A 26,302-nucleotide genomic window follows, 5' to 3' on the forward strand; every position below is an offset into this window, starting at 1 on the left:
GTAGCTGTTAAAAAGAATGATGCACCTCCTGCTCCATCTGCTTCAGGACATAATCGGCCATCCGGTTCGAATTCTCCGCAAACATGTGAATTTCATCATAAAATTTGTCCGGGTCGCCGCCGAAAGAGTCGATATTCTGGGCATCCACCAGAACGACTCCCTCGCTCGCCGCCAGACGGTGCATAAGGGTGTTCCACTCGGCGTTGAGACGCTCGAAATCGCTCCCCTTTAGGCTTTTGAGCAACTGGGGATGGTAAGGCAGCATGACCGCCACCAGATGGATGCCTCGCTTGCGGCACAGTGCTGCCAGTTTCCTGAAACACTCGGTCCTGAACTCTGAAATCCCGCCGAAAGATGCGAAATCATTCCGGTAGGTCCTCTCGGCCTGAACGAGTGCCACCCGAAGTTTTTCGGGTCCGGTTCTGTCGGCGGCGCTCTCCTCGGAGGCGTTATAGACCAGTGTCCCCAGGCTGTCGAACTTGTAGCTGCTTTCCCACTTCCCCCTCTCCAAATACTGTCGCACGGCTCGGACGCTCATCGCGGTCTGATGGTAAGAAAGTCCTTTGGTGAATTTGATCCAGCCTACATTCATGGAAAACAACAGCGGGTTAATCTGCTCACTTTCTATGTAATAGGACAGCTCGGGGTAATATTTGAGCAGGTTGTCGCTCTGGTAGTACCCCCGGAACGCGTGGATATCCAGTCCCACTATGACCGTACGGGGTTGAATATCGAGCTTGAGGACACAATAGCGCAGAAGGGACAGGAAATCCTCAGTCCGGGCATGGTTCACCGCGAGATTGAATCCACGCTGCCCGGTAAGGGCCTGTATTGTCTCCGGGGCCACCCGCATCATGCGAGACGATCCCAGGATTATCAGTTCAGGCTTTTCGGCACGAGAGGCCAGCAGGTCGATTTTCTCGCGCCGGTCAACCCAGATCACCGGTTTGAGAACCCTGAACGGATAGATGCCATATGGATTTATCACCATGTTCACGGTCAGGACTGCCCCGCACAGGATGACAAACCAGAGGATTATCCAGCGTACATGCTTTCCCGCGGATGCCGACTGTTCCACGTCCCCGGCACCGAGATTGTTCCCCGCCTCTGACATTGGCTCGCTCTTGTTCGTTCAGATGCCCAGTTTATGTTCAATCCGGTCGAGCTCGCGGCTCTGTTCCGGGGAAAGTTCCGGCACTCGTGTCCGTCCGATGATCGCCTCGGCCTCCAGCGCGGCCTTGTCCTGCAGGGCCAGGCCACCTTTCGACTCCCAGGTCTCGCGGCGGTCGCGGCAGAAAAGGACTGTCTCGTAGAACTCGGCCTGGAAATGCTCGAACGTGTGCTCGCTGGCCAGGTAGCTGCCGCAGGGGCCGATCCGGTCGATCAGCTCCAGGGCCAGGCTGTCCGGGTTGACCTCGATCCCGCGTACGAAACGCCGGGCCTGCCCGATTATCTCGTTGTCGATCACGGTCTGGGCGTAGCTGATGCAGAGCTCGCTCTCCAGGGTGCCCGCGCCCCAGACCAGCCCCACTCCGGCCAGGGAGTGGGTCAGAATGGACATGCATTTTTCCACCGCGCTCTGGCTGTCGGCCAGCATGCTGTCCGAGCTGGCCCAGGAGGCGGAGGGCAGGTTGTAGAAAGCGGCGAGCTGAGCCCCGGCCGCGGCGAGAAGGCAGTTCTCGGGCCCGCCGGTGACAGCGGTGCCGGTGCGCATGTCCATGATATGGGCGAACCCCAGGTTGTGGATACAGGGACGGCCCGGCTCCAGCACCTGGTTGAGCACGATTCCGGCCAGGATCTCGGCGTTGCCCACCGTGACCGCGCCGGCCAGGGTGACCGGAGCGGTGCCTCCGGCCATCGGCTCGCCGTTTATCATCACCGGGATACCGTGCCCGGCGCTGCGGTAGAACACATCCAGGGCCAGGTTGGTCCAGCGCAGCGGCCCGTGCGCGGTGAACCCCAGGCTGAACAGCGGCCGTTTTGCCAGGCTCTCACCACCCAGCAGAACCGCCGCCATCTCGACAATCGCCGCGGTGCCCTCCGGCGAAAACGAGAGGACTCGCACATGCTTGAGCGTGTTCTCGACCATGGTGCGGAACCCGGCCACATCACGGAAGCGCGGGGGGGCGTCTTTCACGCTCACCCCCACCACTCCGTCCAGGTTCGGCAGGCCCTCGACCAGACGGCTCAGGCGGGCCAGCTCGGCGCGGTCGAACTCATGCTTGCCCCGGCTGTCAAACAGGTTCATCGCCGCGGCGGTCCAGAAAGTAGAGCCCTTGCCCGGGCCGATCTCCCAGGACTTGTCGCCCCGGCCGCAGAACCGGACCGTGGAGGGGGCCAGACCCAGGCATTCCTCGACCAGGGCTCGCGGCAGGCGGACTGTCTCGCTGTCCTGTCCCGGCTGTGCCCCACGGGCCAGAAGCGCCGCGCGGATTGGCTCGTGCTCCAGCTTGACACCTGTTGTTTCGAGCACTGCCAGGGTGGCCTCGTGAATCTGTCTCAGACCGTCTTCGCTAAAAACCGTGCTTCGGATCACGCAAGCCCTCCTGAATAACAAATGCTCTTTGGGAAAATGCTGTCACCAGAGGCCGACAGCGCTCAGTATTCCAGCCAGGAACTCCTTGATCGCACCACCCCAGACCAGTGCTGCGACACTGCTCAACAGCATTAGCACGGGCAACCCCAGCCAGAGAAGATGACGGCTGAGTGTCTGCTCCAGCCGGAGCCAGCCGGCCGCAGCCAGCGGCATCAGCATCGGCTCCACCGGAAGGCGCAGACGAGGCGAGCCGTAGGTTGCCAGGCTGATCAGAAAAAAATAAAGCGTCACCCCAAGCGGAACCAGATAATCCTTCCAGCCCCGGGGACTGAACAGCCAGGGCAGGGTCAGAAGAATCAGCCAGACATACCAGGGATTGACAATCCCCTCGCCGTGGCCGAGAATTTCCCAGTCCACCGGGACCCAGAAAAAGAGCGCCTTCCTGAGCGCAATGCAAACCGATCCGGCCGGGTCCTGGCGCAACCTTTGGATGGCTATCCGACGCATCGCCCGGTCGAATTCGAGCTCCGGTAGGTCGAAAACGTACCTGTCCTCGGGCGGCAGATCCTGCGACCGCAGGTTCATCCCGAACCCGTGCCCGCCGGGCGGGAAATTGCCGATGTAAAGCACCATTCCGCTGTTGGTGCCCCCGGGCAGAAAAGCGTGGAACACTCTCCAGTTGCGTGCTGTCCAGGGGGCGAGCGCCGTGCCGAACGCGGCGCAGAAAAGGAGTGCGCTCCACAGCCGACGGCTGTCTCTTTCCCTCCAGGCCAGGACCGTGAGCCAGAGCACGACAAGCGGCGCCAGGTACAGGGTGACCGCGCGGGTCAGGCACGAAAGCCCCAGCAGCAGACCGGCCAGGGCGGCCCAGGATATTTTCCTCGTGCGCAGGTGCAGGACAAGACTGTAGCAGGCGGCCACCAGGAAGAAAACAAAGAGCGTCTCGGTCAGGATGCGGCTGGCGACCAGGGCGAGCGGCCAGTAGAGCGCCAGGATCACTCCGGCGGCCAGCCCGGCCCGCTCCCCGGCCAGACAGCGGGTCATCACGGCCAGCAGCACCGCGGTCAGGGCGCTGAGCACTATCTGTATCAGGAGAACGGCGACAACGCTGCCGTCGCAGAGCGTGTACACCGCAGCCAGAAAAAGCGGGTACAACGGCTGGACCACCGCCGTGGGATGGCCCTCGTTGAGCAGGCCCGCACCGGCGCGAAGGCCCTCGGCCATGAGCTGGTAAAGAAAGGAATCCTTGATCAGCGGCGTGCCCAGCTCCGGCAGCCTGAACCCCAGGGCGGCGAGCCGCACGAGCAGCGCCAGCAGGAACACGCTCAGCCGCGGGTGTGACAGGATTGTCTTTTTCACTGTCTGCACTGTCGGCTCGACTCCGCTCTCAAAGGTTTACAGGAAGGCCCGTGGCCCTAAGGGGAAGACTGTCGGCAGGCGCTTTCCCCTCAGCCGGAGCGCCGCTGGAGCGAAGCAGACGCACCCGGGAGGGCTGTCCCGCCACCCCGCGCTCGTTCACCGCCTGCACGCGGATCAGGTTCTCTCTCTCATGCAGCTTCCAGACAAAGGAGCCCGCCTCGCAACGGACCGGCGGCAGGCTGTCCACTCCGACCGCGAAATGCGAAAAGCCGGGGCAGAAAGTTTCCAGCGTGACAAGCAACCGGGTTGCGTCCAAAGGGTACAGGCTCAGCCTGACCTGGTCCAGCGGCCAGTAGAGGTCCTCCACGCTTTCGGTGGATTGCCGGAACGCCAGGTTGTCCCGGCTTAACTGATCGGTCCATTCCACGGCGTTCATCACGGAGTTGGACAATGGGTGCCAGTGCGGGAATCGGTTGGTGAACCAGTCGTTGCGCATGCGCACGGCGAAATCGCGGTAGAGTGAGAAGTAGAACTCCCGCTCCCTGTCGTCCATCTGACCACCGTCCACCCGCTCGATCACCGCCCGCTGACGGGCCGCCGTGTCGCGCAGGAGACGGTGTATCTCCAGCACGTTCAGCGCCTGTCCATCCAGCCACACCCGCAGACCGAAAAACGGGTCGAGCATGACCCACTTGCCCTGGCTGTCGCACCAGGCCTCCACCGTGACATGCCCGCCGGTGTCCGAGTTGAGCATCACATAGCGCCCGGTGTAACCAATGGCGGCCAGGGCCTGCACAAGAGTGGTGCTGTACTCGCTGCACCAGAATTTCTCGCCGTTCAGGGTGCGGCTGAGGATATCCAGGGCGTTGAAATTGAAATCCACCTCCGGGATCACCTGCGACACACTGTGCGGCCCGTGGAACACCCGGTATATCCACCGGTTGACCCGCCAGGGGACAGCGCAGTCCGGCGCCTCACCGCTCCGGGCCAGACTGTCCAGACCGTACAGCGTGCGCAGCGAATCCAGAAGCGGCTCGGCAGGAGGCTGGTAGCTGAAACCGAAACGGCCCTGCGGCAGGGCGCCGTTGTCGAAACCGGCCTCCAGCACGGAATCCCCGGGCAGGGTGCGGTTCAGAAAGGCGCGGAGGGAATCGGCCGAGCGAATGGGGGCAGCGCCGGGAAGGCCGGCCGGGCAGAGGCAGGGGCCTGAGGCCGCGACAACCTGACGGCCGGCGTAGGGGTCCCAGATTTTCAGGGCCAGGGCCGCGCTCTCGGCCGCCACGCGCTTGGATAGCCAGATCGCCTGCCGCTGCCAGCTCCAGGGATTGAAAGTGTCGCCGCGCAGAAACAGAAGCGCCACAGCCAGAAAAAGCGAGAGCAGCGCAGCGGCCAGCACTGAAAGCAGGACTGAGAAGCGAAGTAGCCTGTTCATCGCGGGCGCGGTTCTCCGTTGGTGTGGCAGTGTCGCGGCACGGGGTTGATTGTGTTGCTGCTGTGGGTGGTAATTTAGCCCAAGGGAGCCATAAATACAACACCGGCGCACGGAAAATGTCTGTTGCGCCGGTGACTGGCCTGTACGGGACGATCAGGCAGGGTATTTATCCGTCAGGTAGTCGCGCAGGTAATGGTTCTCGGCTGCGGCGGCCTGGTGCAGCGCCTTGACCACGTCCCCGATCGAGAGCATCCCGAGCAGGCGCTCGCCCTGGATCACCGGGATATGGCGGATACGGTTGCCGGTCATCACCTGGAGCGTATACTCCAGCCTGTCCTCGACCAGGCAGACAATCAGACGGTCCCGCCCGGTCATCACCTCGCGCACCCGCATCGCGAGGAAATCCGGGCCGTGAGTGTAGCTGCGGCGCAGAAGGTCGCGCTCGGTCATGATCCCGGCGATCCGGTGCCCGGCGTCCTGCACCACCAGCGACCCGATATTGTGCTCCACCAGGGTGGCGATCGCCTCCCCGACAGTCTTTTCCTGATAGATCGTGTACACCTGCGTGCCTTTCGATTTCAGCAGGTCCCCGACTGTCTCCACCGTTCCTCCTGGGTTTAGGTGGCACGAACATGGAAATGATTTTATATACCATTCTAATTGTTAAAGCGTGGATAGTCAACAACGGCAGGCATTTGAAAAATGTGAGGTTGACTCGAATCCGAAAAAAGCATAACTTGATTATGAAAACCGGAGTCAAAAGCCGGCCATTTCACAGGATCGAGCCTATCCCCAGCAAAAACAACAAGATGGCGCAACCCGAGGCCTCAACAATGTCGGATATTTCCAGCCGCACTCTCCGTCTGGCCCTGGAGAACGCGGCCACCGGTATTTTCGTGGTCGACCCGGACTGTCGTATCCGGTTCTGGAACCGGGCCGCCGAGGCCATCACCGGCCGCACAGCCGAGCAGATGAGCGGGCGGCGCTGCTGTGACCTCGAAAATTCGGACTGCGGGATGGGCCGCCCCGAGGAAAACGGTCACTGCTCGTTGTTCAAGGATCGGAGCGACGTGTCCCAGGAATGCCGGATCGAGCGGCCGGATGGCCGCAACGTGCGGGTGCTGCGCACCGCCAGCCCGCTCTACGACCCCGAGGGCAGGCTGCTGGGCGCGGTGGAAACGTTGACCGAGCTTTCGGCCCCGGAACACAGCCTTCCCCCGGTCCCGGAGCTGCCGCGGATCCTGGATGAGGGCTCGCCTGTGCCCGGGATGCTGGGCGGCTCCGAGGTGATGAATCAGGCCTACCGTCTGATGCGTTTCGCCGCGGACAGCGAATCCAGCGTGCTGCTGACCGGCGAGAGCGGCACCGGCAAGGAGCTGGCCGCCCGGGCCATCCACCGCCTGAGTAAGCGCTCCGCGGGCCCTTTCGTGGCTGTCAACTGCTCGGCCCTGCCCGAGTCCCTGCTGGAGAGCGAGCTTTTCGGCCACGTGCGGGGAGCTTTCACCGGGGCGGTGGCCAACAAGGTCGGCCGGATCGAGCTGGCCTCGGGCGGGGTGATTTTCCTGGACGAGATCGGTGACATCTCGCCGCTCATCCAGCTCAAGCTGCTGCGTTTCCTGCAGGAACACGAGTACCAGCGCGTGGGTGAAAGCGCCACCCGCAAGGCGGAGGTCCGGGTTATCACCGCCACTCACCGCGACCTGTACCAGCTTGTACGCCAGGGTGAGTTCCGTGAGGACCTGTTTTTCCGGCTCAAGGTCTTTCCGATCAACCTTCCTCCGCTGCGCGAGCGCAAGGGCGACATCCCGTCCCTGCTGGAGCATTTCATCCAGACTTTCAACCGCAAGACCGGCAAGCGCGTGCGGCGCGTGCACCCCGAGGCCCTGCGCCTTCTGCTCGACTACTGCTGGCCGGGCAACGTGCGCGAGCTGGAGCACGCGGTGGAATACGCGTTCGTGCTCTGCCAGGGCGAGGAGATCGGCACGTTCGAGCTGCCGCAGGAGCTCCTGCGGGCCGAATTCCGGCGCCAGTTCTGTCCGCCCGGACAGACCGGCGTGCGGCCCCCGGGCTGGCCCGCGGCCAGCAGCGCTGCGCAGGCCGTTCCCGGCGGCCCGGACCAGCGCCAGGCCTTGCTGGACGCTCTGAACCGGACCGGCTGGAACCGCAACGAGGCCGCCCGTCTGCTGGGCGTGAGCCGGGTCACACTCTGGAAACGCATGAAAAAGCTGGGACTGACCGCAGCCGGCGAGACCGGTCAGGGAGATTAGTACGCCTACGCTGCGTTAATACGGTTAACAATATTAACATAAAATTAACACAGAAACATCCTGGTTAACACGCTCCCGCAATTTCCGCAACACGGACCAAGCCTTCAAACGCTTATTATTTATAGATATAGCCGACACAGTAGCTTTCTTTGTCTCCGTGGCACTGTTCTTGTAATGCCTGACAGTCAAACTCAGGCTGCGGTTTCTTTCAATGAACAGTATTCATAAGGAGAATAAGGATGAGCGCCTTGAAGCATTACAACGACAGCAATTTTTCCACCGAGGTCGAGTCCGGTTCCGATGTTGTGCTGGTGGATTTCTACGCCGACTGGTGCGCCCCCTGCCGCATCCTGGGGCCCAGCGTGGAGGAGTTGGCCGAGGAGTACAAGGGACGGGTGAGCGTGGGCAAGCTGAACGTGGACGAAAGCCCCGGCGTGCCGATGCGCTTGGGCATCATGGGCATCCCGACCCTGCTGTTCTTCAAGCAGGGCAAGCTGGTGGACCGGGTGGTGGGACTGGTGCGCAAGACCGAGTTGAACCGCCGCCTCGACTCGCTGCTGGGTCAGGCCGGCTGAAATTTCTTGCGAATCAACAAATGATCCCCCCACAAGGAGGAAGCCATGGAAATGGAACGGATCATTCGCGCCATCGCCGGAATTTTCATCCTGGGCAGCCTGGCGCTGGGCTGGTGGGTCAGCCACTGGTGGTTTCTGCTCACCGCCTTTGTCGGGGCGAACCTTTTCCAGTCGGCTTTCACCCGCTGGTGCCTGATGGAGGACATCCTGGCCAAGCTGGGAGTGGCCGGGAAAACGGCAACCCGATGAACCTGACCTTTTCAAATCATCCAGGAGCTGGCATGAAACTCAAAGCAGGAGCCTCCCCGAGCGTGAAAGCCGCGCTGGCGGCGCTGTTTGCAGCCGCCGCCCTGCTTGCGGCGCTGCCGGGAGCGGCCGCGGCCCAGACCGACACTCTGCGGGTGACACTGGCCGAGATGCTCCAGAGCGCCGGGCAGGCGAACCCCATGCTGCGCGCGGCCCGCAACGCGGCCGAGGCTGCCGAGGGGCAGCGTCTGGCCTCGCTGGCCGGATTTCTGCCCCACCTGAGCATGTCGGAGATGTTCAGCCGGAGCAACGACCCGGTCTACGCTTTCGGCACCAAGCTGCGGCAGTCGATCTTCTCGGAGCGGGATTTCGCCATGAGCGCGCTCAATTTCCCCGCTCCGATCAGCAACTACTCCACCCGTTTCGTGCTCCAGCAGCCGATTTTCAACGGCGGCCGGGCCTGGAACGGGCGGCGCATGGCCGATTCATACAGTCAGGCGGCGCAGAAAGCCGCCGGCTATACGGCCGAGGAAACCGCTTTCCAGGTGCGCAAGGCCTACTATTCCGCGCTCCTGGCCCGCGAGAGCGTGGTCGTGCTGGATGCCGCCCTGACCGCCGCCCGCAGCCACAAGCATCAGGCCGAGCGCATGAGCGCCGAGGGCCTGGCCACCCGCGCCGATGAACTCAAAGCCTCGGTCCGCGTGGCCGAGCTGGAGCAGAAACGTATCGCCGCGGCCAACTCGGTGACAGTGGCCGGGGAATACCTCAAGCTGGCTTCCGGGGTGCATGACAACCGCCCGGTGCTGCCGCTGGACAGTCTGGATGCAGCCGCTTTCAATGCCCCGCTGGACAGCCTGATCGCGTTCGCCCTGGCCTCGCACGGCCAGCTCGCCGCCGCGGACCAGGCGGCCCAGGCCGCAGGATACGGCGCCAAAGCCGCGTTGGGCTCTCTGATCCCCAGCCTCAACGGGTTCGCCCAGTACGAGCGCGACTCGCAGGACGCTTTCGGTAAGGACGGTGACAACTGGATGGTGGGCGTGTCCCTGGACTGGAACTTCTTCGACGGTCTGGGCAGCGTGGGCAATGTCAAAAGCGCCCGCGCCATGCGCGAGAAAGCCCTGAACGAGGCCGCCATGCTCCGTCACAAGGTGGAGGTGGACGTGCGCGAGGCCTGGCTCAACCTCCAGGCCGCTGGCAAGCAGATCGAGGTGGCCCGCGGCGCGCGGGACGAGGCCGGCGAGAGCCTGCGCATCGTGGAAAACCAGTACCGCGAGGGACTCGCCTCGATCACCGACCTTCTGGACACCGAGGCCGCCGCCACCGGGGCCGGGCTCAACTATTCCGCCGCCCTCTACGAGTACAACCTCTCGCTGGCCGGCCTCCGTCTGGCCACCGGCGGATACCCGATAAACGACTGATGAACGTTTCCCGCCTCGATGCGGGACTTAAAGCCTGGAGAGACCAGATGGACAATAAGAGGACAGTCATCGCCGTGAGCGGATTATTTCTTTTTCTGCTGAGCCTGAGCCTGGCCTGCGGCTCCCCGAAGGAAGCGGTCGAACAGGGCGCGCGCGGCGAGCTGCAGGCCGCGCTCTACAAGGCCGAGCTGCGCGAGCTTCCGCTCTACACCACCGCCGTGGGCACGCTCGAGCCGTTCAACCGGGCCCAGGTTGCCACCCGGATCATGGGGCATGTCCAGCAGGTGCTGGTCCAGGAGGGCCAGAAAGTGCGGCGCGGCCAGACCTTGCTGCGCCTGGACATGCAGGCGGTCTCGGGCCAGGTGGAGCAGAGCGAGGCCATGCTGGCCGCGGCCAAGGCCCAAAGCGAGAACGCCGAGGCCTACTACAAGCGGATCAAGAACCTCTACGAGGACAAGAGTGCCACACACCAGGCCCTGGACAACGCACAGGCCCAATATCAAGGCGCCCTGGCCCAGGTGCAGGCCGCCGAGGGCGGGATCGCCGCCGCCCGCTCGAACCTGGCCTACTCTGTGCTGGCCGCGCCGTTTGACGGCTTCGTGACCGGTCGCAGCGTCGACCCGGGCGACATGGCCGCCCCGGGCATGCCCCTGGTGACAGTGGAGCAGCAGGACAGCCTGCGCATCCTCACCACACTGAACGAGCAGGACCTGGGTAAAATCTCAGCCGGCGACAGCGCCTGGATCGAGACCGACCTGGCCGGCCAGGGACGGCGCCCGGCGCGGATCGAGGCCGTGGTGCCCTCCGCCGACCCGCGCACGCGCTCGTTCCGGGTGCGGCTGGTGGTGGGCAACCGGGACGGCGCCCTGAAAAGCGGCGTGTTCACCCGGGTCTATTTCGCCACCGGCTCCGGGCAGCTCCTGGCCGTGCCGCAGGAAGCGGTGGTCCATCTGGGCCAGCTCACCGGCCTCTACGTGCTGGACAGCCGCAACCTGACCCGTCTGCGCTGGGTGCGCCTGGGCAAGGCGAGCGGCGATATGGTGGAGGTGCTTTCGGGCCTGAGCGACGGCGAGACCGTGGTCCTGGCCGGTGACCGTCAGCTCGGCGAGGGCCTGGCCGTGCGGGAGGTGAGCCGATGAGCATGCAGCTTGCCGGTAAAATCGGCCAGAGTTTCATCCAGTCCAAGATCACGCCCCTGCTGGTGATCCTGTCGCTGTTCCTGGGCGCGGTGGCCCTTATAAAGACCCCGCGCGAGGAGGAGCCGCAGATAGTGGTCCCGATGGTGGACGTGATGGCGGGGCTGCCCGGGGCCACACCCGCAGAGGTGGAGTCCCGCCTGGCCAAGCCCCTGGAGGAAATGTTCTGGGAAATACCGGGAGTGGAGTATGTCTACTCCATCTCCTCCCCCGGCGGGACGATGGTGGTGGTGCGGTTCTACGTGGGCCAGGACATCGAGCGCTCGCTGGTCAAGCTCTACAACAAGCTTTATTATAACCTGGACCGCATGCCCGCCGGTGCGACCATGCCCCTGGTCAAGAGCCGCTCCATCGACGACGTGCCGGTGCTGGGCCTGACCCTCTGGAGCAACCGCTACGACGGGTTCGAGCTGCGGCGTATCGCCACCGAGCTGGAGGAGCGGGTCAAGAAACTGGACAACGTCTCCGAAACCCAGGTGATCGGCGGCCAGCGCCGTCAACTGAGGGTCACGCTCGACCCGGACAAGCTGGCCTCGGTCAACCTGAGCCTGCTTCAGCTGGTGCCGATGATCCAGGCCGCCAACGTCGACCTGCCGGCCGGCAGTTTCGAGCAGGGCAACCGGATGTTCCTGGTCGAGACCGGCAGCTTTATCACCTCGGCCGAGGACCTGGGCCGCCTGGTGGTGGGCGCCAGCATGGGCAAGCCGGTCTACCTTCAGGATGTAGCCACGATAGAGGACGGCCCGGAGGAGGTGCGCGATCACGTGTTCTTCGGCCTGGGGCCGGCGGCTGCAGCCAAGCACCTCGCCCCGGTCGATAGCTCGCGCTTCGAGTATTCGGCTGTCACTCTGTCCGTGGCCAAGCGCAAGGGCAGCGGGGCCTCGGGTGTGGCAAAGGAAGTGGAGCAGCAGGTAGAGGAGCTCAGGGGCGTGGTCGTGCCGTCGGACGTGCAGGTCACTGTGACCCGCAACTACGGCGAAACAGCAGACGAGAAGTCGAACGAGCTGCTGTTCCACCTGGCCCTGTCGATCATCGCGGTCACGCTGATAATCGCCATGACCCTCAGCCCGCGGGGCGCGGCGATCATCTTCGTCTCCGTGCCGGTCACTTTCGCCCTGACCCTGTTCAGCTACTATGCGTTCGGCTACACGATCAACCGGGTGACCCTGTTCGCCCTGATCTTTGTCACCGGTCTGGTGGTGGATGACTCGATCATCATTGTGGAGAACATCTACCGTCACTACTCGCTGCGCATCCTGCCGCCGCTGCAGGCGGCGGTGGCCGCGATCAACGAGGTGGGCAACCCCACGGTGCTGGCCACCCTGACCGTGATCGTGTCCATTCTGCCCCTGGTCACGGTGGGCGGGCTGATGGGCCCCTACATGTCGCCCATGCCCATCGGGGCCTCGCTGGCGATGACATTCAGCCTGATGGTGGCGCTGATGATCGCCCCCTGGTTCGCCTACCGTCTGCTCAAGGGCAGCTACGGCAAGAGCCACGGCGAGGGCCTGCGCACCGAGGACACCCGCACCTACCGTCTGTACCGGCGCTACATGCTGCCGCTGCTGGAGCGCCCGCGCGTACGCTGGACCTTTGTCCTGATCGTGGTTGCGACGGTTGTGGCCTCCACCGGGCTGTTCTACATGCGCTGGGTGGAAGTGAAAATGCTGCCGTTCGACAACAAGAGCGAGCTGCAGGTGGTGATCGACATGCCCGAGGGCACGCCCCTGGAGCGCACCACCCAGCTGTCGATGGAGATCGGCGACTACCTGCGCACAGTGCCGGAGGTGACTGACTACCAGGTATACAGCGGCACCTCCGGGCCGTACAATTTCAACGGCCTGATCCGGCACTATTTCATGCGCCGGCAGCCCAACCTGGCCGACATCCAGGTGAACATGCTGCCCAAAGGCGAGCGCAAGCGCCAGAGCCACGAGATCGCGGTGGCGATCCGGGGGCCGGTCACCGCGCTGGGTGACAAGTACGGCGCGCGGATCAAGATCGCCGAGATTCCGCCCGGACCGCCGGTGATCTCGACCCTGGTGGCAGAGGTCTACGGACCCAGCTACGAGCAGCAGTTGGATGTGGCGCGGCAGGTGAAAGACGTGTTCACCAACACTCCAGGCGTGGTGGATATGGACTGGATGGTGGAGGACGACCAGGTGCGCTACGTCTACGCCGTGGACAAGGAAAAGGCCGCTCTGAACGGGATCAGCACGGCCGAGGTGGCTCGCACCCTGCGCCTGGCCCTGGCCCAGGATGGTATCGCCCTGGGGCATATGGACAGCGAGCAGGAGCCGGTGGAAATAGTGCTGCGCCTTCCCCGCGAGCGCCGTTCCAGTGTGGAGGACCTTAAAGGTCTATACCTGAGCAGCCCGGCCGGGACCCAGGTCCCGCTGGGTGAGCTGGTCACCGTGGAGCAACTCAGCCTGGACAAGACCATCTACCGCAAGAACCTGCGGCGCGTGGTCTATGTGACCGGCGATGTGGCCGGCTCCATCGAAAGCCCGGTCTATGCGATCCTGGACATGAAAGACCGGATCAGTAAAATCTCGCCTCCGGGCGGCGGGTACGAGATCCAGCAGTACTACGCCGGGCTGCCCAAGCACGACCAGAAAATAACGATGAAGTGGGACGGCGAGTGGGACATCACCCAGGAGGTTTTCCGCGACATGGGGGCCTCGTTCGCGGTGGTGATAGTGCTGATGTATTTCCTGCTCGTGGCCTGGTTCCACAGCTTCTTCACGCCGATCATCATGATGCTGCCGATCCCGCTGACCCTGGCCGGGGTGATCCCGGGCCACTGGATCATGGGGACATTCTTCTCGGCCACCTCGATGATCGGGGTGATCGCCCTGGCCGGGATCATGGTGCGAAACAGCGTCCTGCTGATCGATTTCATCGAGACCCGCCTGCACCAGGGCATGGGCCTGGTGGACGCGGTGATCGAGTCGGGGGCGGTGCGGTTCCGCCCCATCGCCCTCACCTCGGGCGCGATTATCGTGGGCGCGATCGTGATCCTGTTCGATCCGATTTTTGCCGGACTGGCGGTGTCACTGTTCTTCGGCGCGCTGGTCAGCACGGTGTTGACCCTGTTCGTGGTGCCGCTGTTCTACTACCTGTACAAGCAGCGCTGGGGCGCCGAAACACAGTCGCAGGACTGACCCGGAAAGGATGGAGGTGATGCGGATGAAAATGCTGACCATCATAGTCAGCCGGGACCTCAGCCACGAGGTCGAGGACATAATCGCCGGCCAGCATGTGGACTGCTACGCACAGTTCCCGGATGCCCTGGGGATCAGCCACAGTTGCAAGGGTATGCTGGGCGACAACCTGCCCTGGGAGGCCTCGGTGATGCTGGTCTCGGGGGAGGACGACGCGTTGGAGGCCCTGGCCGAGGCCATCCAGGCGCATGTGGCGTCCAAGCCTTTCAAGCCCTGCCTGCGGATGATGCTCAGCGCGGTGGACAAGGCCTGGGTCTGAGCATAATGCAGGACTTGTTTTTGGAACGGCCGGGTATTCACAGGAATACCCGGCCGTTTTTCTTCAGCTTTCTTACAAAACCTCAGGGAACATAATGCAGTATTACTGACCAGATCACCTCAGCCGCATAGCACTTGCCAGCCTCGCTGAAAAGAGTCCATATGATTGACCCGGCTTGCCGGAAGATACCTTCAGAACCCGCCAAGAACCTAATTATAAAGTCGTTTCCTTCCACCGGAATCCTTTCTTTTTAGACGGACTATAGCGATATTGTTTGACGTTTTCGAGCAGACAAGCCGGCAAACCCGCAAGACCGGACCGGGCCATAAATATTGGAATTGTAGTTTCAGCATTCTCCCGTTCTGTCCCTGCATCGATGCGTTGCTTTCATTTCCAGGAGGAGCCTGATCTGATGCGTAAACCAAACCTGTTTCACGTCTTTGGAGGACTCGTTGTCAGCGCAATTCTGATTAACATGCTGGCCTGCTCCGATGCCGGACAGAAAATGCGTTTCAGGGACACCAGTCTTTCGTTCGAGGAGCGGGCTACCGACCTTGTCTCCCGGATGACCCTGGATGAAAAAATCTCCCAGATGGGCCATATGGCGCCGGCGATCGAGCGCCTGGGCGTACCGTCCTACTGCTGGTGGAGCGAGGCCCTGCACGGAGTGGCCTACCTCAAGGCCGCCACGGTGTTCCCGCAGGCGATCGGGCTGGCGGCGACCTGGGACCAGCCGCTGATGCTGCGCGTGGCGACCGTTATCTCGGACGAGGGGCGGGCCAAGTACCACGAGGACCTCCGCCACGACGACCGGCGTATCTTTCACGGCATCACTTTCTGGTCCCCCAATATCAACATCTTCCGCGACCCGCGCTGGGGCCGCGGAATGGAAACCTACGGCGAGGACCCTTTCCTCACCGCCCGACTCGGCGTGCAGTTCGTGCGCGGCATGCAGGGCGATGATCCCAAATACCTGAAAACTGTGGCCACGCCCAAGCACTACGCCGTGCACAGCGGTCCGGAACCCGAGCGTCACAGGTTCAACGCTGTGGTGGGCCAGCGCGATTTCCTCGAAACCTACCTGCCGGCTTTCCGCGCCACAGTGGTCGAGGCCGGGGCTTTCAGTGTCATGGGCGCCTACAACAGTTTCCGCGACCAGCCCTGCTGCGCCAACCCTACCCTGCTCACCGACATCCTGCGAAACGAATGGGGTTTCCAGGGCTATGTGGTCTCGGACTGCGGTGCAATCCAGGATATCTACGAGGGCCATGCCAAGGTCAAGACCGGGCCCGAGGCCGCAGCTCTGGCGGTCGCGGCCGGCTGCGACCTCAACTGCGGCCTGGTGTTCCAGAACGATCTCCGTAAAGCCGTGGATACGGGTCTGCTCGGAGCGGACCAGATCGACACTGCGGTGCGTCGCCTGTTCCTGGCGCGGATGAAACTCGGCATGTTCGACCCGGACTCCCTGGTTCCCTTCGCCTCCATACCGTTCTCGGACAACGACTCCCCGGAGCATCGTGAGCTGGCTCTGGAGGCCGCGCGCAAGTCGATAGTCCTGCTCAAGAACGAGGGCGGGCTGCTCCCGCTCGACCGCACCCGCTACCGGAACGTGCTCGTGCTCGGCCCCCAGGCTTTCTCGCTCGACTGCCTGCTGGGCAACTATTACGGCATGCCCTCGGCTTACTCCACGGTGCTCGATGGCATCCGCGGCAAGCTGCCGGAGGGCGCACAGGTGACCTACCGGACCGGCTGCGCGATTGCGGAGGATTTTCCAAATTTCGAGTGCGTGCCGCCCAAGGCGTTGTTTGCCCCCGGGGGCGAAAGCGCGGGGCTGAAAGTCGAGTATTTCGCCTCTGCCGATCTGTCCGGCCAGCCAGTCAGAACCGGCTCGGAAGAGCTGATCGGTTATGAGCGCCACCATCGCCCCTGGCCGCTTATCCCGGAGCTTCAGAACACCGTGTACTCCGCGCGCTGGACCGGCCGCCTGCTCGCCCCGCAGGAGGGGACATACGGGCTGAGGGTCAATTCAAAGCAAGTGTACAGACTCTTTATCGATGGGCAGCCGGTGCTGAGTTCCGATTCTGCCGAAGTATATACGGTGAACAGCACGAGCCTGGATTTCGCGGCCGGGAGCACGCATGAACTGCGGCTCGAGATGCTCGCGGCCGAGGGCAACGACCCCTATCTCTCCCTCTACTGGAGCCTGCCTGTCCAGAGCGATGTTGATGCGCTGCTGAAAAATTCCGACCTGGTGGTGCTCTGCCTGGGGCTTTCGCCCAAGCTGGAGGGCGAGGAGATGGATGTCAAGGTGCCCGGGTTCCTGGGCGGCGACCGCACCAGCATCGACCTTCCCGCGCCCCAGGAGGCGCTGCTCGAAAAGGCCGCGGCCAGCCGCAAGCCCGTGGTCCTGGTGCTGCTGAACGGCAGCGCCCTGGCGGTCAACCGGGCGGACAAGCTTCTGCCCGCTATCGTGGAGGCCTGGTACCCGGGTGAGGAGGGCGGCCGGGCGGTGGCGGATGTGCTGTTCGGCGACTGCAACCCCGGCGGCCGTCTGCCGGTGACCTTCTTCAAGTCGACCGACCAGCTCCCGCCGTTCGAGGATTACGACATGCAGGGACGCACCTACCGCTATTTCAAAGGCGACCCGCTCTACCCGTTCGGGCACGGCCTGAGCTACACGACTTTCGCCTATTCGGGCCTGGAGGCCCCGGCCGAGATTAAGGCCGGCGATACGGTGACAGTCAGCGTGGAAGTCAAGAACACCGGTTCTCGCGCCGGGGATGAGGTGGTCCAGCTCTACCTGACCGACCTGGTGGCCTCGGCGCCGGCGCCGGTGCGCGCTCTGGTCGGGTTCCAGAGGGTGAGCCTCGCCCCGGGCGAAAGCTGCCGGGTCAAGCTGGACGTGGCTCCGGAGGCTTTCGGGATTATCAGCGACAACGGAGAGCGAGCCTACGAGCCGGGTGAGTTCGAAATCACGGCCGGGGGCAAGCAGCCTGGGTTCAAGGGCTCGGCGGACGCCGCTACCACGTCCACGCTCAGCGCGCGCCTGAAACTGCTCTGAGAGCATTGACTTGTACTGATTTGCTTGGAATCGGGCTTCCCTCCGTTTTTTATTCAGGTCTGCTGAAAAAACGCCGGCTCCCGGAGAATTCTCCGGGAGCCGGTTCGTTTGGCGGCCCATCCGACCTTCAGGCCTTTATTCTGAACGCAAAAGAGGTTATATTATCTGAGTTTGACTATCAGGCTTAATGTTGTGTTGTCGGAGGCAATGTGCTCTGGAATATTTTCAGCACTACCTGGGCTTTCAGCCGCGAGGCCGCGCCCTTTCTTCTGCTGGGTTTCGGCCTGGCCGGGCTTCTGCACGCCTTTGTCAACGAGCGCACTGTCGCCGCGCACCTGGGCGGCCCCGGGCTGGGTCCGGTGTTCAAGGCCGCCCTGATCGGCGCCCCCCTGCCGCTCTGCTCCTGCGGGGTGCTGCCCGCCGCCGCCGCGCTGCGCAAGGGCGGGGCCTCGCGCGGGGCGACCACGGCCTTTCTCATCTCCACCCCCGAGACAGGCGTGGACTCGGTGGCGGTCTCCTGGGCCATGCTCGATCCGCTGATGACAGTGGCCCGCCCGCTGGCCGCCCTGGCGACCGCCCTTGTCACCGGCGCCGCCGAGGTGCTGCTCGGCCCAAAGGAGGAGGCCCCATCCTCCCCCACTTTCAGCGCAGCGCTCCCTGAAAAGCGCGGCCTGGCCGGAAGGTTGCGCGAGGGGGGGCGCTACGGTTATTTTGTGCTGATGGCCGACCTGGGCTGGTACCTGCTCTGGGGTTTTATCCTGGCAGGGGCGATCTCGGCCTTTCTGCCGAAAGGCTTTCTGGCTGAATTACCCGGCGGGCAGTGGTCGACACTGGGGCTTATAATAGCGCTCGGGGTGCCGCTCTATATCTGCGCCACCAGCAGCACCCCCCTGGCCGCGGCCCTTATCGCCAAGGGGATCAGCCCGGGGGCGGCGCTGTTGCTGCTCCTGGTGGGCCCGGCCACCAACCTGGCCGCGCTCAGCCTGATCTGGCGCATCCAGGGTCCGCGCTCCACGCTGATCTACCTGTCCGGCGTGGTCGTGGTCGGCCTTCTCTGCGCGTTCGGCCTGGACTGGGTTTACTCGGCGTTCGGGATAACGCCCTCCGTGGCCGCCTCCGGCCTGGAGGCGGGAGCGGCCGGGGCCTGGGGCGCCGTAACCGGTGTAATCCTCTGGCTACTGATCGGCTACGGGGTGTACAAGGAGAAAATCCGCCCGCGCCTTCGACGCGCCCGGGCGGGACGATAAACCACCGGCGGGCCACCCGACAGGTGTTTGCTGTAGGAGCAGGCCCCTGTGCCTGCCCGTATTCTCTGCGGGCGGCCACTGGGGGCCGCCCCTACGGAAGGCTTACCCAAAGAGGAATTCTATCCGGAATACAACAGGATTCTTCCCGGACAGCATTGAATCCAAATCAAAAGAAGGGAGTGTGCAGATGGACGGAAAAAGCGTGCTCTACATGGGGGATGACAGCCTCAAAGGCGCCGCGGCCTACCTGGGCGGTGTGATGACCCACGCAGGGATTGCATTCGATTACGTACCGAGTTCGGTGCAGGCCCCGCTGGAGGCCTACCAGCGCGAGTCCGGCCTGTTCATAATCAGCGACTACCCGGCCTCGAACCTGGACATGGCGCGCCAGAAAGCCCTGGCCGAGAGTGTCGGCCGCGGTGCCTCGCTGCTCATGATCGGGGGCTGGGAGTCGTTCCACGGCCTGGCCGGCGAGTACAACCAGGGCCCGGTCTGCGATATCCTGCCCGTGATCCCGCTGCAGTCGGATGACCGGGTCAACTACTGCCAGGGCGCGGTGCCGGTGCTCAAGGGGGATCAGAAATGCCTGGCCGGCCTGCCCTGGGACCGCCCGCCCATTTTCTGCGGTTATAATAAGGTCACACTGAAGGACAGCCGTGGCCAGGGCCTGGCCCTGCGCCGGCTGGTGATCCGCGATGGCGCGGTGACGCTGGAGGACAAGGAGTTCCCGCTCCTGGTGTTCGGCACGCAGGGCAAGGGCCGCACCGCGGCGCTCACCACCGACCTGGCCCCGCACTGGGTCGGCGGCTGGGTCGACTGGGGCGAGCCGCGGGTCAAGGCCCAGGCCGCGGAGGGCAATGAGGTGGAGGTGGGCTGCCACTACGCCAAGTTCATCGAGCAGCTGGTGCGCTCACTGCTCTGATCCGGCCCCTCCGCGCTCCAACAGGCGTTTGAAGAAAGTGGTGGAATTGAGCACCAGGGGTAACACCCCGAACGGCATGTGCGCCCTCTTCCGGGCGTAGGAGTCTATCGCCCGGAAGAGGTCCACCGCCACGCTGATCGCGCCCACGCTGTAGAGCAGCAGCGAGGTCAGGTCGAATGTCCCGCTGAACAGCCCCGACATCCCGCCCATCCAGTGCGCCAGGTTCCCGGACGAGAAAAAGAACACCCCGGCCCAGAGGCCGAAGATGATCGAGTTGTAGCGGCTGAGCTTGTAGTCCTCGATCCGGCAGATCAGGCCGAACGTGCGCTGCTCGGCCGCGGTGAGCGAGCCGCCGATGTAGATCGCGCTCAGACGTTCCAGTAGGCGCAGCGGCCAGTAGGAAAACATCTCGAATCTTTTCAGCTTGCGCCGGTTCATGCGCTGGATGTGGAGCCACCAGCGGTCCAGCCCGCGCACATCCACCGCCAGGTAGAGCCGCATGATCACCCGGTTGATCAGCCCCGAGCGCGCGATCAGCGCGTCCAGGAACTCACGCTCCTCCGGACTAAGACGGGCCAGTGCGCGCTCGCTGCGCGCGGCCAGGGTCTGGGGCGGCGAGTTCCGGCGGCCGTTTCCGTTGCCTTCTTCTAATCGGTCAGCGCGAGGTCCGCGAACAGTTCCCTTATCCATTCCCTGTCTTCCGTGGTGAGCGGCTGTCCCGCCGCCGAGAGGTCCATCTCCACCTGGGCGCAGTTGCGGAACCCCGGTATCACGCAGCTTACGGATGGGTAGGCCAGCACGTACTGCAGGCTGGCGCGCACCAGCTCGGCCGTGGAGCCGCCGAAACGCTTTTTCAGCTCAGCCAGACGCGGCTGCATCCGCTCCAGGAAATCGGCCTTGAACCAGCGGCTGCCGGCGCGCTGGTCGCCCGGCTCGAACTGCGGCGGGTGCTTCGGGTCGTACTTGTCCAGCAGAAGACCCTGGGCCATCGGGCTGAACCCCACCAGGCCCAGGTCGCGCTGGGCGATCAGGGCCGGGATACGGGAAGCCGGGCCGATCATTTTGAGGTTCAGCATGTGCGTGCTCGACTGCAGCACATCCGGGTCCACCCGCGGGATCAGCTTCTCGAAATCAGCTTGCGTGTAGGCGCTCTGGCCGATGAAACGCACCTTGCCCTCTTCCTTGAGCCGCCGCATCACCTCGATCGCGCCGTCCAGCCAGAGGTCGCTCTCGCCGAAATCGCCGTGATGGAAATAGTATATGTCCACATGGTCCGTGCGAAGGTTGGCCAGGCTCTGTTCGAGCTGGTGGCGGATATGCAGGGGCTGGTAGGCGTGCCCGGCCGTGCCCCGGAACCAGCCGACCTTGGTCGCCAGAACCACCTCCTTACGCCGGGCCCCCAGCACGCGACCCAGAAGCTGCTCCGAGCGGCCCGCGCCGTATACATCCGCCGTGTCCAGGTGGTTGCAACCCAGGTCCAGGGCGTGCAGCACCGCGCGTTCGGCCTCGCTCACATCCAGCGCGCCCCAGCCGTTGGGGCTACCCTCGTTGAAACTCACCCCACCCAGGGTCCAGGTGCCCAGGCTCACTTCACTGACCATCAGACCGGTCCGCCCGAGGCGGCGCCGGACAAAGCCCATCCGGCCCTTATCCGACATGGCCGTATTCTCCTTTCCACAAAATGAACGCGCCGGTTTTCCCCGGCGCATCGTCAGGCCCGCACCATCCCTGCAGCACGGGCATCAGGCTTTACTGGCAATATAAGCCCGCCCGGCCCGTCCGACAAGTCGAAACCCCGGACCGGGTCTTCGGGGGAATACCCCAAATGGGGTATCCAATCTCATCCGCGTCACCATCCCGGGGGACAGACTTCGCATATCCGGGCAAACCAGTCTACTGACCAAAACCGGACAAACATGTATTCGACTGCATATACATCAGTTATGCAATTATCCAGAAAATGGTGCGGATGTGGTTCGCAATTTGCATTTACTGCGAATCGTTCCTACTGTTAAGTGGGAGCGCCCAAAGGGGCGACGGCTAATCGAAAACACAGATTGCGTTCCTGGATTTTCACTCTTAGAGGAGGTGTGCGTTGAGACAGTCCAGATTTTCCAACCGGATCACCCGGATGCTGTTCATGCTGACCCTGGTCCTGGCCTTTTCGGCCTGCGGACGTTCGGTCTCCGAGCTGGTGGCTGCCCGGACCAGCCTGGGGGCGGACAATCCGCCCCTGACCCCTATCGAGCAGCGCTACCCGGGGTTCAAGCAGGTGTATGCGGACGTGGCGGACAAGGTGATTCCCTGCGTGGTGTCGGTGCACAGCGCCAAGGTGGTGCAGGTGCCGCAGTTCGACCCGTTCGAATGGTTCTTCGGCCAGCAGCAGCAGCGTGGCCGTCAACAGCAGCCGCAGCAGCCCAGCCAGCAGGAGCGCATCGAGGGTGTGGGCAGCGGGTTCATCGTCTCGGCGGATGGCTACATCCTGACCAACAACCACGTGGTCGAGGGTGCGGATGACCTCACCGTGACCCTTTCGGACAACCGCGAGTTCACGGCCAAGGTGATCGGCACGGACCCGCCCACGGATGTGGCGGTGATCAAGATCGAGGGGGCGTCGAACCTCCCGGTGGCCTACCTGGGCGACAGCGACAAGCTGCGGATCGGTGAGATGGTGCTGGCGGTCGGCAGCCCGTTCGGCCTGAGCGAGACCATGACCCAGGGCATCATCTCGGCCAAGGGACGCTCCAACGTGATGGACCCCTCCAGTTATGAGAATTTCCTGCAGACCGACGCCGCGATCAACCCCGGCAACTCTGGCGGCCCGCTGGTCGATCTGAACGGCGCGGTGGTGGGGATCAACTCGGCCATCTACAGCCGCTCGGGCGGCAACCAGGGCGTGGGTTTCGCCATCCCGGTCAACATGGCCCGCGACATTGCGCGCACTCTGATCGATGAGGGCAAGGTCACCCGCGGCTATCTGGGAGTGTTCATCCGCGACATCACCGGGGACATGGCCAAGGCTCTGAACGTGCAGCCCAGCTCCGGCGTACTGGTGGACAACGTGATCGACAAGAGCCCGGCCCAGAAAGCCGGAATCAAGGACGGTGACATAATCACCGCGATCAACGGCGGCAAGGTGACCTCCTCCAACGACCTGCGCAACCGCGTGGCTGCGATCAAACCCGGCACCCCCACCGATTTCGTGGTGCTGCGTGACGGCAAGAGCATGGATTTCAAGGTGACCCTGGAGGAGCGGACCGAGGACGTGGCCCAGAGCAGCAACCCCAGCGAGGCCGCCCGCGGCCGGACCGGCCTGACCCTGCAGAACCTCTCCCCGGACATCCGGAGCCAGTTCAACCTGCCGGAGGATGTCAAGGGCGTGATAATAACGGACATCGACGCGGCCAGCCCGGCGGCGCGCACCTCGCTGCAGCCGGGGGATGTGATCCTGGAGGTCAACCGCAAGCCCGTGACCACTGTGGCCGAGTTCAAAAAAGCCATCGACGGAGAGACCAAGGACGCCACGGTGCTGCTGCGGGTGCAGCGTGGAGACACGCGCTCGTTCGTGCCGCTGCGGCTGCAGGACAGCAGCAAGAAAGGCAAGTGAGGCCCGGGCCGGCTAATGCGCGAAGGTACATTTTAAGGCAGCAAATGATTGTAGGGGCATGGCGCGCCATGCCCCTACGGGAAATGCAGATGTTTACGGCACATCGCGTATCCAGGTCTGCGGGGCGGCCTGACTCTGCCTCTTGAAAGTTCCTTTTTCGGGCCTTGCTACCCAAGCGCCACGCAGGCCCGTCCGGGGCCATATGTCTGAAGCCTGGTTTGGGGGAGCGCAGTAGAAGAACCGTGCACAGCGCAGGCGGAAAAAACCCACGAAGTCAGGCGGGCAATCAGCGTCAGCGTGGCCCCGCAACACAGGCAGCGTGCAAAAACTCCGCACACACCGCGGGTGAAAGAACAACCAGGGCCAATGCGAGTTTACGGCCACGAAGCGTCTTTTTGTCCTTTTCCACAAGCCGGAAAAGGACAAGATAATAGTGGCCTTTCGATTCCGTGATGCAATTTCCTAAGCCGGACATTACTACCTCGATCCCCCGTTGTCCAAGGGGGAGGCTTGGCCGGTCTCCCGGAATTCACCTCAAACGTAAAGGGCTATCCTCGATCCGAGGACAGCCCTTTCGCTCATCTGGTGCCGGGAACGGGGCTCGAACCCGTACGGAGCTAAGCTCCAAGGGATTTTAAGTCCCTTTATTTAACTTTCACATAAAATCACAATTCACAATCTACCTCTTGACATTCAAGGCATTAAGCAATATATTTCATCAGAAACCATCATTCAAAAACAGTCTGTTTCATCCTTTTTTGTGGGACAATAGTGGGACAAACTATCAGGAGGCCGGAATATGAAATGGCACAACACACAATATCCCGGTGTCCGTTACCGGACGCACCCTACAAGAAAGAACGGGGTGAAATTCGATCAGTATTTCTCGATCCGGTATCATCTAAACGGACGGCTGAAAGAAGAAGGACTCGGCTGGGCCTCTAAGGGAATGTCTGCGCAGAAGGCGTCATTACAGCTTGGGGAATTAAAAGAGGCGCAGCGGCTCGGCAAAGGCGCACAGACATTAGCCGAACAGAGGGCTCAAGCGAAACGTGACGCGGAAACGAGGGAATCTCTGACCTTCTCCAGTTTCTTCAACGAGACTTATCTGCCACTGGCCGAAGCCGATAAAACGAAAGGAACGATGGTCCGGGAGCGCTCACTGTTCAAACAGTGGCTTGAGCCAAATCTCGGCGGCATAACGCTATCGAGACTCTCCCCTCTGGACCTTGAACGGCTCAAGAAAAAAATGACCGATGCAGAACAATCCCCCCGCTCAATCACATACGCACTGGCGCTTGTGAGGCAGGTTATCAACCGGGCCAAAGGTATGAACCTGTTCGAGGGCGACAATCCGGTCAACAAAGTCCGCAAACCCTCGAAAGACAACAGGCGTATGCGTTTCCTGTCGCACTCTGAGGCCGCGAGACTGTTGAACGAGCTTCTGGCCGGGGGATATTACGATATTCACGACATGACCTTGCTTTCCCTGTATTGCGGATTACGGGCGGGTGAGATTTTTTCTCTGCCCTGGGACTGCATCGACTTCGATCGGGGGCAAATACTAATCCGGGATACCAAAAGCGGGCGTAACAGGATTGCTTACATGACCGGGCCGGTCAGGGAAATGCTTCTCCGGCGGCAGGCAACGGCCAGTGAAGGACTCTTGTTCCAGAAACCGGACGGCGGGAGGATCGGCCAGATTCCGCATACCTTCATCTGGACCGTTGACAAGCTTGGACTGAACAAGGGTGTTGCGGACCGCCGGGACAAGGTTGTTTTTCACACCCTGCGGCACACGTTCGCAAGCTGGCTTGTGGAGAGTGGCGTTGACCTTTACACGGTCAAAACGCTCCTGGGGCATCAAACCCTTGCCATGACTGAAAGATATTCCCATCTGAGTCAAGGCACGCTCCAACAGGCAGTTGCAAAACTAAGCCAGTCGAAAGAAGGCAAATCAGCTAAAGAAATAGTCGCTTAGGGACACTGTGACTATCGCGCAAACCGGTATGGAGGTTGTCAACCTTATGGACAGCGGTGAAACGAATGAATCACTTTGTTTGACAGAGAAGCTGAAGCAGGAATTTCGGGAAAAACTTATCAGTAGTAAATATAACAAGCCCAAGTATACTTCTTTTGAATATGTTGTCGATAAGTTTATTTCTGAACTCGATTCCTACCTTCCAGCCGCAAAATGGAGACTGAGTACAGAACCAGTAGATATAACTCGTGGTCGGAAAAAACAAAAAGAGGGAATAAATGCATTAAACCGAGCTATCAGACATTTTGAAGAAGCGCTAATGATAATGTACCCTGGTACGAAATCTGAGGATGTGACAACTTATCTGTCAAATTTTTCTCTATACGCTGACCTTTATAAGTTACGGGACAAGTTTGTTGAAGCGCTTAAACTTAAATCCAATGGACGGCCAAATTGTATCAAGACCTATTTCCCGGAAACTCCGGGAGATGTTAATAACATGGTACTTCCCGACATGATGCAAGAAGTCATTCAAAATATAGTCTATATTTTCTGGATGAATATTGGAAAACCAACTGTCTATCGAGATGGTCCGATGTTTGAAATTGTTAGAAAAACCCTCGAAATACTCAATAGGCATCAATCTGAACTTTACAACCGGATTAAAACCGCCATAGATACTTTGGCCGCTTTGCATCCCCACGTATTGACCCACAAATAATTAGCTCTTTTCCCTATCCTCCCCTTGATAGTTGGGAGAACTGGACGAAAAATCGTCCAGTTCTTCGACTTTAATTTAGCCTTTCTAAAGAACATTTTAAACAGACGCAAACAACCATTCATATCATGGAGGTGGCAATTGCACAATTCTGCGCTTGAGCGATTGAAAGAGACCTGGCCAAGTTCTGTTGTGGCCAGGACGGAAGTAAAGCGATTTTCAGGGGGTGTTTTGAATGGTCGCACACTCGCAAA

General features: G+C 62.0%; 20 protein-coding genes. 13 read left to right on the forward strand and 7 right to left on the reverse strand.

The features are described from left to right. Positions 1-7 precede the first annotated feature (7 nt). The 5 genes from LLH00_15180 to LLH00_15200 all read right to left on the reverse strand — a co-directional run bounded on the left by LLH00_15180 (position 8) and on the right by LLH00_15200 (position 5,930). Positions 8-1,078, reverse strand: a complete 1,071-nt coding sequence (locus tag LLH00_15180; protein ID MCE5272622.1) for a hypothetical protein — start codon at positions 1,076-1,078, stop codon at positions 8-10. Positions 1,079-1,132: 54 nt separating this feature from the next. Beyond that, entirely contained in the window at positions 1,133-2,536 is a 1,404-nt protein-coding gene (locus LLH00_15185; GenBank protein ID MCE5272623.1) for a trimethylamine methyltransferase family protein, read from the reverse strand. 42 nt (positions 2,537-2,578) lie between these two features. Then, complete coding sequence (locus LLH00_15190) at positions 2,579-3,904, reverse strand: glycosyltransferase family 39 protein (GenBank protein MCE5272624.1); 1,326 nt, start codon at positions 3,902-3,904, stop codon at positions 2,579-2,581. 19 nt (positions 3,905-3,923) lie between these two features. Then, on the reverse strand, positions 3,924-5,327 hold the full coding sequence (locus tag LLH00_15195) for a hypothetical protein (GenBank protein MCE5272625.1): 1,404 nt from the start codon (positions 5,325-5,327) through the stop codon (positions 3,924-3,926). A gap of 153 nt (positions 5,328-5,480) precedes the next feature. After that, the gene (locus tag LLH00_15200) at positions 5,481-5,930 is read right to left on the reverse strand and encodes a CBS domain-containing protein (protein MCE5272626.1); all 450 of its coding nucleotides are present in this window, start codon (positions 5,928-5,930) and stop codon (positions 5,481-5,483) included. Positions 5,931-6,160: 230 nt separating this feature from the next. On the opposite strand from LLH00_15200, the gene LLH00_15205 reads away from it, so the two are divergent. The 10 genes from LLH00_15205 (at position 6,161) to LLH00_15250 (ending at position 19,742) form a co-directional block, all read left to right on the forward strand. Further along, on the forward strand, positions 6,161-7,594 hold the full coding sequence (locus tag LLH00_15205) for a sigma 54-interacting transcriptional regulator (GenBank protein MCE5272627.1): 1,434 nt from the start codon (positions 6,161-6,163) through the stop codon (positions 7,592-7,594). Positions 7,595-7,833: 239 nt separating this feature from the next. After that, on the forward strand, positions 7,834-8,169 hold the full coding sequence (gene trxA / locus LLH00_15210) for a thioredoxin (protein MCE5272628.1): 336 nt from the start codon (positions 7,834-7,836) through the stop codon (positions 8,167-8,169). A 45-nt stretch (positions 8,170-8,214) separates the two neighbouring features. Beyond that, on the forward strand, positions 8,215-8,418 hold the full coding sequence (locus LLH00_15215; GenBank protein ID MCE5272629.1) for a DUF2892 domain-containing protein: 204 nt from the start codon (positions 8,215-8,217) through the stop codon (positions 8,416-8,418). 32 nt (positions 8,419-8,450) lie between these two features. Then, on the forward strand, positions 8,451-9,833 hold the full coding sequence (locus tag LLH00_15220) for a TolC family protein (protein MCE5272630.1): 1,383 nt from the start codon (positions 8,451-8,453) through the stop codon (positions 9,831-9,833). A 47-nt stretch (positions 9,834-9,880) separates the two neighbouring features. After that, positions 9,881-10,972: an efflux RND transporter periplasmic adaptor subunit gene (locus LLH00_15225; protein MCE5272631.1), complete on the forward strand. Its 1,092-nt coding sequence runs from the start codon at positions 9,881-9,883 to the stop codon at positions 10,970-10,972. After that, positions 10,969-14,193 (forward strand): efflux RND transporter permease subunit, encoded by a 3,225-nt coding sequence (locus tag LLH00_15230; GenBank protein MCE5272632.1) that lies wholly within the window; start codon positions 10,969-10,971, stop codon positions 14,191-14,193. The genes LLH00_15225 and LLH00_15230 overlap by 4 nt, the downstream gene beginning before the upstream one ends. Before the next feature lie 25 nt (positions 14,194-14,218). Then, the gene (locus LLH00_15235; GenBank protein ID MCE5272633.1) at positions 14,219-14,512 is read left to right on the forward strand and encodes a hypothetical protein; all 294 of its coding nucleotides are present in this window, start codon (positions 14,219-14,221) and stop codon (positions 14,510-14,512) included. A gap of 505 nt (positions 14,513-15,017) precedes the next feature. Then, positions 15,018-17,573 (forward strand): glycoside hydrolase family 3 C-terminal domain-containing protein, encoded by a 2,556-nt coding sequence (locus tag LLH00_15240; GenBank protein ID MCE5272634.1) that lies wholly within the window; start codon positions 15,018-15,020, stop codon positions 17,571-17,573. 209 nt (positions 17,574-17,782) lie between these two features. Beyond that, a complete protein-coding gene (locus tag LLH00_15245; GenBank protein ID MCE5272635.1) occupies positions 17,783-18,820 on the forward strand; it encodes a permease in 1,038 nt (345 codons plus the stop codon). 187 nt (positions 18,821-19,007) lie between these two features. Next, positions 19,008-19,742, forward strand: a complete 735-nt coding sequence (locus LLH00_15250; GenBank protein MCE5272636.1) for a glutamine amidotransferase — start codon at positions 19,008-19,010, stop codon at positions 19,740-19,742. On the opposite strand, the gene LLH00_15255 is transcribed toward LLH00_15250, so the two are convergent. Further along, positions 19,731-20,432 carry a hypothetical protein gene (locus LLH00_15255; GenBank protein ID MCE5272637.1) on the reverse strand — a complete coding sequence of 234 codons (702 nt, stop codon included), beginning with the start codon at positions 20,430-20,432 and terminating at the stop codon, positions 19,731-19,733. The two genes, LLH00_15250 and LLH00_15255, sit on opposite strands and share 12 nt — an antisense overlap. Further along, complete coding sequence (locus tag LLH00_15260; protein ID MCE5272638.1) at positions 20,390-21,400, reverse strand: aldo/keto reductase; 1,011 nt, start codon at positions 21,398-21,400, stop codon at positions 20,390-20,392. The genes LLH00_15255 and LLH00_15260 overlap by 43 nt, the downstream gene beginning before the upstream one ends. Positions 21,401-21,837: 437 nt before the next feature. Here LLH00_15260 and LLH00_15265 point away from each other — a divergent pair, with 437 nt between their 5' ends. The 3 genes from LLH00_15265 (at position 21,838) to LLH00_15275 (ending at position 26,051) form a co-directional block, all read left to right on the forward strand. Beyond that, positions 21,838-23,349 carry a DegQ family serine endoprotease gene (locus LLH00_15265; protein ID MCE5272639.1) on the forward strand — a complete coding sequence of 504 codons (1,512 nt, stop codon included), beginning with the start codon at positions 21,838-21,840 and terminating at the stop codon, positions 23,347-23,349. Positions 23,350-24,148: 799 nt separating this feature from the next. After that, complete coding sequence (locus LLH00_15270) at positions 24,149-25,330, forward strand: site-specific integrase (GenBank protein ID MCE5272640.1); 1,182 nt, start codon at positions 24,149-24,151, stop codon at positions 25,328-25,330. A gap of 46 nt (positions 25,331-25,376) precedes the next feature. Further along, a complete protein-coding gene (locus LLH00_15275) occupies positions 25,377-26,051 on the forward strand; it encodes a hypothetical protein (GenBank protein MCE5272641.1) in 675 nt (224 codons plus the stop codon). Positions 26,052-26,302: the final 251 nt, after the last annotated feature.

Source organism: bacterium, from assembly GCA_021372515.1.
Taxonomy (GTDB): domain Bacteria; phylum Gemmatimonadota; class Glassbacteria; order GWA2-58-10; family GWA2-58-10; genus JAJFUG01.

What these genes read in the sequence shown, in the direction of transcription:
- LLH00_15195 (MCE5272625.1), bottom strand. Translation starts at nt 5,327, where the DNA reads ATGAACAGGCTACTTCGCTTCTCAGTCCTGCTTTCAGTGCTGGCCGCT.
- LLH00_15240 (MCE5272634.1), top strand. Translation starts at nt 15,018, where the DNA reads ATGCGTTTCAGGGACACCAGTCTTTCGTTCGAGGAGCGGGCTACCGAC.
- LLH00_15235 (MCE5272633.1), top strand. Translation starts at nt 14,219, where the DNA reads ATGAAAATGCTGACCATCATAGTCAGCCGGGACCTCAGCCACGAGGTC.
- LLH00_15270 (MCE5272640.1), top strand. Translation starts at nt 24,149, where the DNA reads ATGAAATGGCACAACACACAATATCCCGGTGTCCGTTACCGGACGCAC.
- trxA (MCE5272628.1), top strand. Translation starts at nt 7,834, where the DNA reads ATGAGCGCCTTGAAGCATTACAACGACAGCAATTTTTCCACCGAGGTC.
- LLH00_15250 (MCE5272636.1), top strand. Translation starts at nt 19,008, where the DNA reads ATGGACGGAAAAAGCGTGCTCTACATGGGGGATGACAGCCTCAAAGGC.
- LLH00_15230 (MCE5272632.1), top strand. Translation starts at nt 10,969, where the DNA reads ATGAGCATGCAGCTTGCCGGTAAAATCGGCCAGAGTTTCATCCAGTCC.
- LLH00_15275 (MCE5272641.1), top strand. Translation starts at nt 25,377, where the DNA reads ATGGACAGCGGTGAAACGAATGAATCACTTTGTTTGACAGAGAAGCTG.
- LLH00_15220 (MCE5272630.1), top strand. Translation starts at nt 8,451, where the DNA reads ATGAAACTCAAAGCAGGAGCCTCCCCGAGCGTGAAAGCCGCGCTGGCG.
- LLH00_15205 (MCE5272627.1), top strand. Translation starts at nt 6,161, where the DNA reads ATGTCGGATATTTCCAGCCGCACTCTCCGTCTGGCCCTGGAGAACGCG.
- LLH00_15260 (MCE5272638.1), bottom strand. Translation starts at nt 21,400, where the DNA reads ATGTCGGATAAGGGCCGGATGGGCTTTGTCCGGCGCCGCCTCGGGCGG.
- LLH00_15215 (MCE5272629.1), top strand. Translation starts at nt 8,215, where the DNA reads ATGGAAATGGAACGGATCATTCGCGCCATCGCCGGAATTTTCATCCTG.
- LLH00_15255 (MCE5272637.1), bottom strand. Translation starts at nt 20,432, where the DNA reads ATGGATAAGGGAACTGTTCGCGGACCTCGCGCTGACCGATTAGAAGAA.
- LLH00_15225 (MCE5272631.1), top strand. Translation starts at nt 9,881, where the DNA reads ATGGACAATAAGAGGACAGTCATCGCCGTGAGCGGATTATTTCTTTTT.